At 65.6% G+C, this 13,367-nt stretch carries 14 protein-coding genes; 4 read left to right on the top strand and 10 right to left on the bottom strand.

The annotated features are described in order from the left end of the window. The 3 genes from RM25_RS05370 to lpdA form a co-directional block, all read right to left on the bottom strand. Entirely contained in the window at positions 1–885 is an 885-nt protein-coding gene (locus RM25_RS05370; protein ID WP_013160988.1) for a branched-chain amino acid ABC transporter permease, read from the bottom strand. Between the two features lie 96 nt (positions 886–981). Then, positions 982–2,145 (bottom strand): ABC transporter substrate-binding protein, encoded by a 1,164-nt coding sequence (locus RM25_RS05365; protein WP_013160989.1) that lies wholly within the window; start codon positions 2,143–2,145, stop codon positions 982–984. Positions 2,146–2,340: 195 nt separating this feature from the next. Further along, positions 2,341–3,741: a dihydrolipoyl dehydrogenase gene (gene lpdA / locus RM25_RS05360; protein ID WP_013160990.1), complete on the bottom strand. Its 1,401-nt coding sequence runs from the start codon at positions 3,739–3,741 to the stop codon at positions 2,341–2,343. 146 nt (positions 3,742–3,887) lie between these two features. Here lpdA and RM25_RS05355 point away from each other — a divergent pair, with 146 nt between their 5' ends. Further along, positions 3,888–5,423 (top strand): UDP-N-acetylglucosamine 1-carboxyvinyltransferase, encoded by a 1,536-nt coding sequence (locus tag RM25_RS05355; protein WP_080713572.1) that lies wholly within the window; start codon positions 3,888–3,890, stop codon positions 5,421–5,423. On the opposite strand, the gene pdxY is transcribed toward RM25_RS05355, so the two are convergent. Next, positions 5,383–6,087 carry a pyridoxal kinase gene (gene pdxY / locus RM25_RS05350; protein WP_052809119.1) on the bottom strand — a complete coding sequence of 235 codons (705 nt, stop codon included), beginning with the start codon at positions 6,085–6,087 and terminating at the stop codon, positions 5,383–5,385. The genes RM25_RS05355 and pdxY overlap by 41 nt on opposite strands. 146 nt (positions 6,088–6,233) lie before the next feature. On the opposite strand from pdxY, the gene RM25_RS11865 reads away from it, so the two are divergent. The 3 genes from RM25_RS11865 to RM25_RS05335 all read left to right on the top strand — a co-directional run bounded on the left by RM25_RS11865 (position 6,234) and on the right by RM25_RS05335 (position 8,036). Continuing rightward, positions 6,234–6,749 carry a PGPGW domain-containing protein gene (locus tag RM25_RS11865; protein WP_157761565.1) on the top strand — a complete coding sequence of 172 codons (516 nt, stop codon included), beginning with the start codon at positions 6,234–6,236 and terminating at the stop codon, positions 6,747–6,749. A gap of 47 nt (positions 6,750–6,796) precedes the next feature. Further along, complete coding sequence (locus RM25_RS05340) at positions 6,797–7,591, top strand: glycerophosphodiester phosphodiesterase family protein (protein ID WP_230692612.1); 795 nt, start codon at positions 6,797–6,799, stop codon at positions 7,589–7,591. A gap of 106 nt (positions 7,592–7,697) precedes the next feature. Then, entirely contained in the window at positions 7,698–8,036 is a 339-nt protein-coding gene (locus tag RM25_RS05335; protein ID WP_013160995.1) for an RNA polymerase-binding protein RbpA, read from the top strand. Between the two features lie 95 nt (positions 8,037–8,131). Here the strand turns inward: RM25_RS05335 and RM25_RS05330 are convergent, their stop codons facing one another. The 6 genes from RM25_RS05330 to RM25_RS12730 form a co-directional block, all read right to left on the bottom strand. Further along, positions 8,132–8,938, bottom strand: a complete 807-nt coding sequence (locus tag RM25_RS05330) for a polyprenol monophosphomannose synthase (protein ID WP_036941943.1) — start codon at positions 8,936–8,938, stop codon at positions 8,132–8,134. Positions 8,939–9,024: 86 nt separating this feature from the next. Beyond that, positions 9,025–10,659, bottom strand: coding sequence for an apolipoprotein N-acyltransferase (lnt, locus tag RM25_RS05325; RefSeq protein WP_052809117.1), 1,635 nt, complete (start codon positions 10,657–10,659; stop codon positions 9,025–9,027). A gap of 93 nt (positions 10,660–10,752) precedes the next feature. Beyond that, a complete protein-coding gene (locus tag RM25_RS05320; protein WP_013160999.1) occupies positions 10,753–11,217 on the bottom strand; it encodes an Lrp/AsnC family transcriptional regulator in 465 nt (154 codons plus the stop codon). Positions 11,218–11,301: 84 nt separating this feature from the next. After that, entirely contained in the window at positions 11,302–11,988 is a 687-nt protein-coding gene (gene metW / locus RM25_RS05315; RefSeq protein ID WP_013161000.1) for a methionine biosynthesis protein MetW, read from the bottom strand. After that, entirely contained in the window at positions 11,985–13,181 is a 1,197-nt protein-coding gene (gene metX, locus RM25_RS05310; RefSeq protein WP_013161001.1) for a homoserine O-acetyltransferase MetX, read from the bottom strand. The genes metW and metX overlap by 4 nt, the downstream gene beginning before the upstream one ends. Next, positions 13,178–13,330 (bottom strand): hypothetical protein, encoded by a 153-nt coding sequence (locus tag RM25_RS12730; RefSeq protein ID WP_155269319.1) that lies wholly within the window; start codon positions 13,328–13,330, stop codon positions 13,178–13,180. The genes metX and RM25_RS12730 overlap by 4 nt, the downstream gene beginning before the upstream one ends. Positions 13,331–13,367 lie beyond the last annotated feature (37 nt).

Here is a 13,367-nt window from a genome sequence, read left to right as displayed (position 1 = left end):
TCACACCTTCTCCTTCTCGTTCTTGCCGAGCAGGCCGGATGGTTTGACGACGAGGATGATGATCAACAGCGCATAGACGACGGCGTCCTTGAACGTCGAGAAGCCGGTGCCCGACACGAAGGTCTCGACCACGCCGATGAAGTAACCGCCGATCAGTGCCCCGGGCAGCAGTCCGATTCCGCCGAGGACTGCGGCGATGAACGCCTTCAGGCCGGGCACCATGCCCATCAGCGGATTGATCGAGTTGTAGTACACCGCCACGAGCACTCCGGCGGCGCCGGCGAGCGCCGACCCCAGCGCGAAGGTGAACGAGATCGTGTTGTTCACATTGATGCCCATGAGGCGGGCCGCATCGGCGTCCTGGGAGACGGCACGCATCGCCTTGCCCAGCCGCGTGCGCCGCACGATGAGTTGCAGGGCGATCATGAGGGCCACGGCGATGGCGAAGATCAGCACCTGCAGGGAGGTGATGATCACCCCGCCCAGGTGCCATGAGACCTGCATCCAATGTGGCAGCGGCGGGTAGGAGCGCACATCGGCCCCGACGAAGAACATCATGGTGTACTCGAGGAGGAAGCTCACCCCGATGGCCGTGATGAGCACGGCTATTCGACTTGATTTGCGCAGCGGCTTGTAGGCGACACGTTCGATCACGACGCCGAGCACGGTGCACACGGCCATCGCCACCACCAACGAGGTGAAGAAGCCCAGGTGGAAGTGCGCCATGCATGCATAACCCACGTAGGCGCCCACCATGTACACGTCACCGTGGGCGAAGTTGATCAGCTGGATGATGCCGTAGATCATCGTATAGCCGAGGGCGATCAGGGCGTAGACACTGCCGAGTGACGCCCCATTCACCAGCTGTTGCAGGATCTGATCCACCGATCCCTCTCCCCTCCGCACGTCGCGGCGCGACCATATTGGTGTCGCACTGCACGCCCCTGTGTTTGTCCTGTTGTCGGGCCCGACCTGTTTGCCTCAGGAGGCCTTGTAGCTCTCGCTGGATGCCTGCTTGCCGTTTGTCAGCCCCACCACGACGATTGACTTCACGGGGTTGTGGTTGGCGTCCATGCTGAAGGTGCCGGTGACGCCGCTGAAGTTCGTGGTCGTGGCCATGGCCTGTGCGATCGACGGTCCGTCGATGCTGCTGGCCCGGTTGATCGAGTCCGCCACGAACTTGGCCGTGTCATAGCCCAGCGCATTGAAGGCATCGGGTTCCGCTCCGTAGCGGGCCTTGTAGGCCTTGATGAAGTCCTGCACCTGGGCCGAGGGGTCCAGCGAGGAGTAGTGGTTGGAGAAGAAGACATTGTTCAGGGCGGAGTCCCCGGCCAGGTCCTCCAGCTTCGGGCTGTCCCAGCCGTCGCCACCAAGGATCGGCGTATCGATGCCCTGCGCGCGGGCCTGCTTGATGATGAGGCCGGCCTCGGCGTAATAGCCGGGCAGGTAGATCACATCGAACTTCTGGTTCTTGATGCTGGTCAGGATCGCATTGAAGTCCTGGTCACCGGTGTTGTAGGTGACCTCATTGGTGATGGTGCCACCCTCCTCGGTCATCTTCTGGCGGAAGCTCTCGGCCAGGCCCTTGGAGTAGTCCGAGGAGTTGTCCTTGATGATGACTGCCCTGGTGGCCTTCATGCGCTTGACCGCGTAATCGGCCATCCCGGTGCCCTGGTAGTTGTCGGAGAAGCAGGTGCGGAAGGCATACGGCTGCACCTTGCCGTGCAGGACGGTTGCATCGTTGGCGGTCGCCGACCCGGAGACCACCGGCACCTCGTGCTTGTTGGCCACGGGGATGGTTGCCTTGAAGGACCCGGAAGTGGCCGGCCCGATGATGGTGACGACCTTGTCCTGACTGGTCAGCTTTGTCGCCAGCGTGGTGGCCTCGGCCGGCTCGGACTTCGAGTCGTACTTGACCTCCTTGAGCTGCTTGCCCCGCACTCCCCCAGCGGCGTTGATCTCGTCAATGGCCATCTCGATGCCCTTGACGTTCGATGAGCCATAGGAGGCCACGGTGCCCGACAGCTCATAGTTGACGCCGATCTTGATCGTGTCGCCGACCGCCGAATTCACCTTGTTGGGTCCGCAGGCCACCATGCCCAGGCCCACCACGGCGGCCAACACCGCACTGACCGCACGTCTCATTGCGCCACCCCCGTGACAGCTCCAGCACCGCTGGACGGCTGTGCTCCCCCGCTGGGGAAACAGATTGAACAAGCCCGGCACCCCTCATGGTGTCCGTGCGAAATCTAGGGCCACAAGGGCAAACGCTCCCAGTGATTCAAACTGTGAGACGTACCCCTGTGGCCCCAGGATTCTTCTGTGAACACTACTCAGTGATCACAGATTCGTCATATGCCCCTCAATGCCCTCGGCGGCCTCCTTGACGGCCTCACCCAGCGTCGGGTGCGAGTGGATGTTGCGGGAGATCTCCTCGGTGGTCAGATCGAACTTCTGCGCCAGGGTCAGCTCGGGCAGCAGCTCGGTGACGCCCTCGCCGATCATGTGCGCGCCCAGGATCTCGTTGTAGCGGCCGTCGGCCACGATCTTCACGAACCCATCGGGGGCGCCCATGCCGACCGCCTTGCCGTTGGCGGAGAACGGGAACTTGGCGACCTTGACGTCGTAGCCCTCGTCCCTGGCCTGCTGTTCGGTGAGTCCGAAGCTGGCGATCTGGGGCTGGCAGTAGGTGGCGCGCGGAATCATGCGGTAGTCCACGGCCATCGTCTCGGCGCCGGCGATCGTCTCGGCCGCGACCACGCCCTGTGCCTCGGCCGTATGGGCCAGCATCATCTTGGCGGTGACGTCTCCGATGGCGTACACGCCGGGCACATTGGTGCGGCAGAAGTCGTCGATGGCGACAGCGCCACGGTCGGTCAGCGCCACGCCGGTGTTCTCGAGCCCATAGCCCTCGGTACGCGGTGCGAAGCCCATCGCCTGCAGCATCTTGTCGGCATGCAGCACCTGTGCCTCCCCGCCTGCGGCCGGGGCAATCGTGACGTCCACGCCACTGCCGGTGTCGACCACCGACTGCACGGCCGTGCTGGTGAGCACCTTGATGCCGAGCTTCTTGTACTGGCGGGTCAGCTCCTTGGAGATGTCGGCGTCCTCGTTGGGCACCATGCGGTCGAGGAACTCGACGATGGTGACATCGACGCCGTAGCTGTTGAGCACATAGGCGAACTCGGTGCCGATAGCGCCCGAACCGCCGATGATGATGGACTCGGGAAGCGAATCGGACATGATCAGCTCCTCGTAGCTGAGCACATTGGCCGACTTCGAGGTGCCCGGCAGCATCTTCACGGTGGCACCGGTGTCGAGGATCACGTTGTCGAAGGTGATGGTGTCGGTGGTCCCGTCGTTGCCCGCAAGCTGCAGGGTGCGTGCGTCGCTGAACGTGGCCCACCCGTTGTACTCGGTGATCTTGTTCTTCTTCATGAGGTAATGGACGCCCTTGACCATTCGCTCACTGACCTGGCGGCTGCGGGTGAAGGCCTTGCCGTAGTCGAAGCTGACCTGTCCGCTGATGCCGAAGGTGTCGGCCTCCTTCTGCACCAGGTGCGCCAGCTCAGCGTTGCGCAGCAGTGCCTTGGTGGGGATACAGCCGACGTTCAGACAGACGCCACCCCACCACTTCTTCTCAATGATTGCGGTCTTCAGCCCAAGCTGGGCGGCCCGGATTGCGGCGACGTAGCCGCCGGGCCCTGCACCGAGTACAACGACATCGTAATGAGCGCTCATGTTCGTCACTGTAGAGGATGGCGCGCGGCGTGGGACCGGACGGATTCGACGTTTCGCTGTGGGCGGGAGCAGCCCCACGCGCGACACACCTGGAAACACGAGCCCCCATCGGCTGTTTATCTCACATCTGAGTTAGAATCCTCTTCGTGACTCAGGAAACTACGCCCGCCAGGATCGGCCGGCTCATCCGCGACGCGCGCAAGCAGCGCGGCATGACGCAGAATCAGCTCGCTGAAGAACTCAGCACCAGCCAGAGCGCGATCCACAGGATCGAGTCCGGGCACCAGAACCTCTCCCTCGAGACGATCAACCGGATCGCCGGGGCGCTCGAGTCTCCCCTCATCGTGCCGGGGAACTCCAGCACCCTCAACTTCCGGATCGGTGGCGAGACCCACCTGTCAGGGTCCATCGAGACCCGGTCGAGCAAGAACGCCGCAGTGGCCCTGCTGTGTGCCTGCCTGCTCAACCAGGGGCGCACGGTGCTGAAGGGAATAGCGCACATCGAGGAGGTCAACCGCCTGCTGGAGGTGCTCACGAGCATCGGAGTGGACGCCAGTTGGTCGCCTGACGGCAAGGACCTCACCCTGCAGCGCCCGGAGACCCTTGACCTGGAGAACATGGACGTCGCAGCAGCGCGCCGGACGCGTTCGATCCTGATGTTCATGGGCCCACTCAGTCGGTTCTTCTCAGAGTTCCGCCTTCCTTACGCAGGCGGCTGCGACCTGGGCGTGCGCACCGTGGAACCGCACATGCAGTCACTGCGCCACTTCGGGGTCAACGTGCTGGCCACCGAGGGCTTCTACCGCGCCAGCGTCACCCGCACCGGGCCGGACACCCGGCACATCGTGCTCACCGAGCGTGGTGACACGGTGACGGAGAACACCCTGATGGCGGCGGCGGTCTCGCCGGGCGTGAGTGTCATCCGCAATGCCAGCTCCAACTACATGGTGCAGGACCTGTGCGCCTTCCTGATGCTGCTCGGGGTGGAGATCGATGGCGTGGGTACCACCACCCTCACCGTCCGGGGCCTGTCGGAGGCGCCCAGCATGGACGTGTCCTATGAGATCAGTGAGGACCCGATCGAGGCCATGAGCCTGATCACCGCCGCCGTGGTGACCAAGTCGGAACTCACCATCACCCGCGTGCCGATCGAGTTCACCGAGATCGAACTGTCGATCCTCGGCGAGGAGATGGGCCTGCACTACGGGCTGAGCAGCGAGTACAAGTCGGGCAATGGACTCACCCGCCTGGTCGACCTGACGATCTATCCCAGCGAGTTGAAGGCCCCGCCGGACAAGATCCACCCGATGCCCTTCCCCGGCCTCAACATCGACAACCTTCCCTTCTTCGCCGTGCTGGCCGCCACGGCCCACGGCCAGACCATGATCCATGACTGGGTGTTCGAGAACCGGGCGATCCACCTGCTCCAGCTCAACCAGCTCGGGGCCCACGTGCAGTTGCTCGACCCGCACCGCCTCATCGTGCAGGGCCCGACCCGCTGGCGCGGACGCGAGATGGTCTCCCCCCCGGCGCTGCGCCCTGCGGTCACCATCATGCTGGCCATGCTGGCCGCCACCGGAACCAGCGTGCTGCACGACGTCTACGTGATCAATCGCGGATACGAGGACCTGCCGGCCAGGCTCAACGCCCTGGGCGCCGACATCGAGACCTTCTACGACTGATCTGGATGCATCCCGGCAGGCGGGGCGTGGAGACCTGCCAGGCGCCGTCGCGCTGCACGGCCACCATCGCGATCCGGTCGTCGTGGCCGGCGCCCTGCGATGGGCGCAATGAGGGCACCGAGGTCACCACGACAGTGGAGGGCCCCGCGTCGAGCAGGGTGTCGGCGGCGATCAGGATCTCCTCGAGGCTGCTCGTCGGCAGGTTGGTCAATGCGGCCAGCTCGAAGCGGTTCGGCGTGATGACCTGTGCCAGCGGCAGCGCCTGTTCGCGGAACAGCTCAAGTGTCCCGGGCGCCGCATAGAAGCCGGTCTCGTCGTCCCCCAGCACCGGATCACAGCAATAGAGTGCGGTTGGTCGCCGTCGCTTCACCAACTGCACGGCCGCCATGATCTGCCGGCCCATCGATGGACCCGACAGGTACCCGGTGAGGACGCCATCGAGTTGCCCCAGGATCCCCAACTCGTCGAGGCCGCGAACGATCTCGGCTTCATCGATCGGTGTCAGCCGCGGCCCACGCCAGCTGGGATATCCGGTGTGGTTGCTGAACTGCACGGTGTTGACCGGCCACACATCGACGCCGATCCGTCGTAGTGCGAAGACGACGGCCGAGTTCCCGACGAAGCCGTAGGAGACTTCGGACTGGACCGACAGGATTCGAGTCATGGCTGCATTCTGACATTCACCGGCCGGACGCTCCGGTTCGTCGTGCCGCCTGGTCGCACCGGCGCTGCGGCGCTGGTGACCCCCGACATTCCCCCATTGCTGGTTCAAGGGTGGATTCTGCGTGACCAGCCTGCAGAATGGAATATGTGAGTCTCACGTCGACCGACCGCTCGCTGCGTTGTGCCCACTTGACGCGGCTGAGGCAGCGCGCATCCGTGATGGCGACCCATGGCATCTCACCGGCCCTGCCGCGTCGCGACATTCCGCGCCGGGAGCGCTTCGCCTGGCGCGCACGCATCAGGGCCAACCCGCCGGCATTGTTGGCCTACCGCGTCGTGGTGGCGATCATCGGATTTGCCTTCATCATCGCTGCTGGCCTCACCGGATGGCTACCCGGGCCCGGTGGGATTCCCCTGTTCCTGGCCGGGATGGCGATTCTGGCCAGTGAGTTCCGGTGGGCGCATTCGCTCACCATCCGGGCGATGGGCGTGCTGCGGGCCTTCGGACGCCAATCGCGGCGTCGCAAGACCCTCCTGGTCTGCGGATTCCTGGCGGCAGTGTTGCTGCTCGGCTATGTGGCACTGATCATCGTGGGCTCGCCCGGATGGCTTCCGGGCTGGTTGCACGCGGCGTTGGCCATGCTGCCCGGCGTGCGGGGTTGAGGGGCATCCACCCGACCCGGGCCCGCCGATCCGGCCATACTGGTGTGGTGTCCCGACGCCGTACTGCCGATGACTACGAATTCTTTGACGCCCCGTTTGCGGCGATGGCCCATCGGGGAGGCTGGGATGCGTTGGTCCCGGCCCGGTTCGAGAACAGCCTGCTCGCCTTCGAGCATGCGGTGAACGACCTCGGATACCGGTACGTGGAAACAGACGTGCACGCCACGGCGGATGGCGTGCTGGTTGCCCTTCACGACACCCGGCTGGATCGGGTCACTGATATGCACGGAGCCGTGGCCGGGCTGCCCTGGCGGGTGGTGCGTCGGGCACGGATCGGCGGATCGGAACCCGTTCCGACGATGGACGAGGTGTTCGAGGCCCTGCCCAACACCCGGATCAACATCGACATCAAGGAATCGGGAGCAATCGCCCCGCTTGCGGCGGCGATCCGGGCCCATCGGGCCGAGGACCGGGTGTGCGTCGCCAGCTTCAGCCCGCGTCGACTGGCCGGGTTCCGGGCCCTGATGGGCGATCGGGTGGCGACGTCGGTGTCCGTGGGCGCGGTGGCGTGGAGCGCCTATGTGCCCTGGCTGCCCCGGGTGCTCAACTCGGGTGCGCAGGTCTTCCAGATCCCCACGTCCCAGGCGTTCGGCGCGGTGGGGATACCGGTGCTCACCCGGAATCTGGCGCGCGTGGCAGCTTCGCGGGCCATGAGGATCCACGTATGGACGATCGACCAGTCCGACGAGATGGTGCAACTCATGGACAGTGGAGTGGACGGCATCGTGTCGAACCGCATCGATGTGCTGCGCCGGGTGGCCCGCGAGCGCGCACTATGGTGAGGGAACATCCCCGAGCCGGGATTTGTTGTGTATAAGACCATCGCCCCGGCCAGTCATGGGATGATCGCGACAGGTCAGGAAACTCGGCGGCAGAAAAGGAGACAGCATGGCGGATCGAGCGTTACGCGGCATGGGTCTCGGGGCCAAGAGCTTCGAGGACGAGGAGGGTGTGGAGTTCGCCACCCGCAAGGTACTGGGCTTCACATGCCCCAAGGGACATCATTTCGAGGTCACCTTCTCGACGGAGGCGGACCTACCCACCGAATGGGAATGCCCGCGGTGCGGTGCCGTTGCCACCCGTAGCGACGGCACGAAGGCAGAGGACAAGCAGGTCAAGCCGCCCCGCACGCACTGGGACATGCTCCTGGAGCGTCGTTCGGTGTCGGAGCTGGAGGACCTGCTCGCCGAGAGGCTTGAGGTCGTCCGAAAGTCCCCGCATTACTGAGACCCACTGAAGACATGACGAACCGCCGCAATACGGCGGTGAAAAGGGTGGTGCCCCCGACCAAGGTCGGGGGCACCACCCTTTTGGCTTGTTCGTCAGTCGAGCTTGTCCTTGACCCGGTCGACCAGCGGTTCCACCCGGTCGGCGGCTTCGCGGGCGAATTGGGCCACCTGGGCACCTCGACGCTGGGCACCCCACTGCGTGGTGCGCAGCAATGCCTCGCCGATGATCGATCCACTCATCTTGGACTCCCCCTTCTCGCGGTCGGGGAAGCTGATGGGCACCTCCCGCACGATCCCACCGTCGTCAAGCACGCGACGGGTGAGGTCGATCTGGAAGGTGTATCCCTTCGACGCGATGGTGTCCAGGTTCATCTTTCGCAGTGCGGAGGCCCGGAAGGCATTGAAACCGCCGGTGGTGTCGCGCACGGGGATGTTCATGCTGGCCTGCACCCAGATGTTGGCGAGCCGCGAGAGCCACTCGCGCTTCTTGTCGTAGTCGACGACTTCACCGCCGGGCATCCACCGTGAACCCTTGACCATGTCAGCATCGCGCAGGGCGTTCAGCATCGACGGCAGGAATTGCGGCTGGTGGGAACCGTCCGCATCCATCTCCACCAGGACGTCATAGCCACGTTCCAGGCCCCAGCGGAAACCTGCGACGTAGGCGGCGGCCAGGCCCTGCTTGCCGGCCCGGTGCAGCACGTGGATGTGATCATCGTCGGCTGCCAGGCGATCGGCGATGTCGCCGGTTCCGTCCGGGGAATTGTCGTCGGCAATGAGGGCATCGGCCTGGGGAACTGCCTGCCTCAGTCGTTCGACGATCGACTCGATGTTTTCCGCCTCGTTGTAGGTCGGGATGATAACCAGAACCTTGTCGAGCGACTCGCTGTGGTCGACCATGACGCTCCATTCGCCCAGATGACTAGTGAGAAAGTGCCCCTGGCGACTCACCGACCAGCTCATGGGCGGGGTCGCCGACACCCGCGTCAGTGTAGCGATCCGCCACGCCGGGCGCGACGTGGGGCGACCAGTCCGGCCACGACGGCCACGGCCGCGACGGCACAGGCAATGGCCTCGAACGCAGGCCCGGTGGACACACCCGCCGACACCCCCTGACGAGTCGGCACGGTGAAGGTGCGCGCCCAGGCGGTGTCCTCCTGACTGTGCTCGACCACCCTGCCCCGCGCGTCGATCAGGCCCGACAGCGAGCTGGTCGTGGAGACGACCACCTCGCGACGCATTTCCATGGCCCGCACACGGGTGATCGCAAACTGCTGGCGTGGCTGCATCGTGCCGGCGTAGGTCGCATTGTTGGATTGCACGACGACCACCTCGGCACCATGGCGCACCGTGTCGTAGACGGTGGAATCGAAGGCGAGTTCGTAGCAGATGATGTCACCCACCCGCACGCTGCTGCCGTCGGGCAGCGTCCCGGTGATCACGCCCGGCGCGGTGCCCGGAATCGTCTGGCGGCCAACCTCCCGGGCCATCGGCGCGATCGCGAAGACCAGGTCCTTCAGAGGGGTGAACTCCCCGAACGGCACGGCATTGCGCTTCGCGTAACGGGCGGTCTCGCCGCTGGCGTCCCACCACAGGCCAGCGGTCTGGCGCCCATCATCGCCGGGCCCCAGGGTGACGGCCCCCACCAGGATCGGGCGTGCGGCGATCGCCTGCGCGTCGGCGATGAGCTGGTGGGTCTCCTCATCCTGGTTGGGATCCATGTCCGTGGAGTTCTCCGGCCACGCCAGGAAGTCGGGCATCGCGTCGAGCCCGGTGCGGGCCCTAGCCATCGCCATGATCGTCTCGGACAGGTGATTGTCGGTCACCGAGCGTGCATAGCCCATCGTGTGGGGTCCGGCGGAGCCATCGACATTGCCCTGGACCACACCAACCGTCACCCCGCGCCCCGCGCCAGTGGTCGCCGGGACGGCAGACAGGACGGCCCCGCCGGCGGCGAGCAGCCCCATCGCGGCGATGCCCGCCGCCATACGGGGCAGCCAGCGGCCCCCACGAGCAACCACGGCGCGAACCACCACGACCACCAGGCATCCGGACAGGGCGAGCAGCCAGCCCGCACCGGCGGCACCGACCAGCCACAGGTAACCACCCAGTGGCTGATCGGGCAGGGTGAACGCAAGCCGGTCCCAGGCGAAGCCCCCGAAGGGGAAGCGGGCGGAGAGAGCCTCCACGAGGGTCCAGATGCTCGCGGACCACAGTGGCCACGCCCGCAGGAACTGCACATAGTGCTGCCCCAGGGCGGTGAGGAGGACCCAGCAGGCAAGCACCGGGACCATGAGCACCGGCAGCCACCATGCCACCACTGCCTGGAACGACACTGTCATCGAATACAGGGCCAACCCGGCCAACAGCCCACACCAGGCCACCCGTCGGGCACGGGCCTGGTCGGACAGCCAGCTGAGCAGTGCGATGCCGACGACGGTGGTGGGCCACAGCCCGAAGGGTTGGAATCCCAGCGCGAGCAGCGCCCCGGCGACCAGGGACAGGAGGCTGGCAAGCGCCCAGTGCAATCGCACCGGTGCATGGTCACCCCGCAGCAGCCTCGACCAGCCGCGCAGTGCGACCGGGGACCCGGCTGCGACGATGTCGGAGGTCGTGTTCACATCAGGGACGCTAACAGCACCGCACAAGCGCCGCCGCGCGTCGTTGTACCGGGGCGGTCAGCGTGGGCAGGTGGGGCGCATGGCCTTGATCGTTCAGCGCTTGGCGGCCGGCACATCAGGGTCGTCGATGGGGGGCCGATCACGGAACAGGGTACGCAGCACGACGGTGGTTGAGGTGGACACGTTGACCGCAGTGCGGATGCGCGTCAGCAGGTCGTCCAGCTCTTGCGTGGAGGTGACCTCGGCCAGACACAGGTGGCTGGCGTCCCCGGCCACCGAGTAGCAACTGACGATCTCGGGCATCGAGGCCAGGACGTCGACCAAGCTCTCATCGACCTGCCCCAGGGGGCGGATCTCGATGAACGCGGCGAGGGTATGGCCCAGGGCCGCACCGTCGATGCGTGCGTGGTAGCCGGTGATGATGCCACGCTGCTCGAGCCGACGGACCCGTTGTTGGGCCGCCGAAGTCGACAATCCGGTTTCGCGCCCGATCTCGGTGAAGGACATGCGTCCCTCACGCGACAACAGCGCAAGAATGTGTTGGTCAGTCGACTCCATGGGCCATATAGTCGCAAATCTGGCGCCGCCCGGGAGACGGGTTCAAATGGCGTAACCCCCGCGGGCGCGGATGGCGCGCTGCTATCAGGCCGGGGCGTCGGCGGCGTCGCGACGGGTGAGCACGTAGATCGCCGAACCGGCCAGCACGTTCGCCGTGTGCTGGGTCAGTTCCAGCGGCAGGCGCGGGCGGCGACCGTCACCGTCCAGGGGGATGCGTCGCTCAATGTCCAGGCCGCAGTCGTCGAACAATTCCTCCAGCGTGACCAGCGTGGTGTGGTGCAGGTTGGGGGTGTCGTACCAGGTGTACGGCAGGTCCTTGCTCTGGGGCATGCGACCGGTCAGTAGGCGCAGCCGGTGGCGCCAGTAGCCGAAGTTCGGCATCGTGACGATCATGCGTTGGCCGATGCGTCGCATCTGGAGCAGCACTTCCTTGGGCTTCAGCACTGCCTGCAGGGTGCGCGACAACACCACGACGTCGAAGGAGTCATCGCCGAATTCCTCGAGCTGGGTGTCGAGGTCCAGCTCGATGAGTGGCACTCCCCTGCCGATGACCTGCAACACCGCATCGGGGTCGCGTTCCACCCCGGTGCCGGAGCAGCCCATCGCCCCGATCAGATAGGCGAGGAGATCACCGGTGCCGCACCCGAGGTCGAGTACCCGCTCGCCGGGACGGATGAGCCGTGCCACCGACTGCAGGTCCTGGCGCAACAGTCCCTCACCCAGGCGGTTCGCACCACCAATGACCGAATCACGCGCTGATGACTGGCTCATCGTCCCCACTTCCGTAGTCGTCGACGTCGAATCGTGGGTCGGGGCACCGCGGGCTGTTCGACGAAGGCCCGCACGGAGTCAAGGTAGGGCGGGATGTGCAGCAGGAAGGAATCGTGGCCCCACGGCGCATGGATCTCGCGGAAGCTCACCGGCAGGGCCGCGTCCTGCAGGCGCCGCACGATGCGCCGGGAGTGGGCCGTGCCGAAGCGCCAGTCGGAGTCGAAGCTCATCACCAGGAAGCGCACCGGAGTCGCCACGAGACGGTCGAGGGCATGGGCGTCGGCGAAGGGATTGAAATAGTCCATGACGCGGGTCAGGTAGAGATAGCTCAGGGCATCGAAGCGCCCGATGAAGCTGCTTGCCTGATGGTCCAGGTAGCTCTCGACGGCGAAGTCGACACCGAAGCCCGGCTGTTGGGCGTCAAACTGGGGACGCCTGCCGAACTTCTCCTCGAACCCCTCCTCGCTGGTGTAGGTGATGTGGGCCATCATCCGGGCCACTGCAAGGCCGACATCGGGATTCGTGTCATTCTCGGCGAAGGCGCCGTTCATGAAGTTCTCGTCGCTCATGATGGCCTCACGGCCGACGGCGCTGAACGCGATGTTCTGTGCGGTCAGTCGGCTGGAGCTGGCAATGACGACGGCCTGGTTCATGTCCTCAGGATGGGTCAGGGCCCAGTCCAGGACCTGCATGCCCCCCAGCGACCCGCCCACTGCCGCGTGCAGATGCGGCACCCCCAACTTGGTGAGCAGGGCGCGGTGCACGACGACGAAGTCGTGCATGTCGAGCAGGGGGAAGTCGAGCCCGTAGGGCTTGCCCGTCTCGGGGTTGACGCTGCTGGGACCGGTGGTGCCGGAGCAGCCGCCTAGGATGTTCGAGGCGACGACGAACCAGCGGTCGGTGTCGATGGCCTTGCCGGGTCCGATGAGGGCATCCCACCAGCCCGGACGATCGTCGCCCTCGTGGTAGCCGGCGGCGTGGGCGTCCCCGGTGAGTGCATGGCAGATGTAGATGGCGTTGTCACGACGCTCGTTGAGGGTGCCGTAGGTCTCATAGGCCACCGTGATCCCCGGCAGGGTTCCGCCGCGGACCAGGTGCATGGGTTCGCCCGGGGTGTCGAAGAGGTCCATGAACTTCGTCTCGACGATGTCCTCGGGGGTGGGTGGGAGGTACTGGTGCCTGCTCGACGTCATGCCCGGTATCCCCCGCGACGCGGATGCCGCGTCGTCGCCATCGCCCGGATGCCCCATCGCGCCGGACCGCCTGCCGGCACCATGGTGGCGGCCGCCCCGGTCGTGGAGCAGATGCGTGTCACGTTCTTCTCATTTCCCTGGTCATTCACGAACACCACAAGGTTAGTAACCCCGCGACGGCACGGC

It is taken from the genome of Propionibacterium freudenreichii subsp. freudenreichii (assembly GCF_000940845.1).
In the GTDB taxonomy this organism is placed as follows: Bacteria; Actinomycetota; Actinomycetes; order Propionibacteriales; family Propionibacteriaceae; genus Propionibacterium; species Propionibacterium freudenreichii.
The sequence above is the reverse complement of the archived record's forward strand: the minus strand, read 5'-3'. Positions and strand labels throughout refer to the sequence as shown.

Bases quoted from the DNA above. Each gene is read 5' to 3' on its own strand.
- RM25_RS05365 (WP_013160989.1), bottom strand. From the start codon at position 2,145: ATGAGACGTGCGGTCAGTGCGGTGTTGGCCGCCGTGGTGGGCCTGGGC.
- lpdA (WP_013160990.1), bottom strand. From the start codon at position 3,741: ATGAGCGCTCATTACGATGTCGTTGTACTCGGTGCAGGGCCCGGCGGC.
- pdxY (WP_052809119.1), bottom strand. From the start codon at position 6,087: ATGACTCGAATCCTGTCGGTCCAGTCCGAAGTCTCCTACGGCTTCGTC.
- RM25_RS05335 (WP_013160995.1), top strand. From the start codon at position 7,698: ATGGCGGATCGAGCGTTACGCGGCATGGGTCTCGGGGCCAAGAGCTTC.
- RM25_RS05330 (WP_036941943.1), bottom strand. From the start codon at position 8,938: ATGGTCGACCACAGCGAGTCGCTCGACAAGGTTCTGGTTATCATCCCG.
- RM25_RS05320 (WP_013160999.1), bottom strand. From the start codon at position 11,217: ATGGAGTCGACTGACCAACACATTCTTGCGCTGTTGTCGCGTGAGGGA.
- metW (WP_013161000.1), bottom strand. From the start codon at position 11,988: ATGAGCCAGTCATCAGCGCGTGATTCGGTCATTGGTGGTGCGAACCGC.
- metX (WP_013161001.1), bottom strand. From the start codon at position 13,181: ATGACGTCGAGCAGGCACCAGTACCTCCCACCCACCCCCGAGGACATC.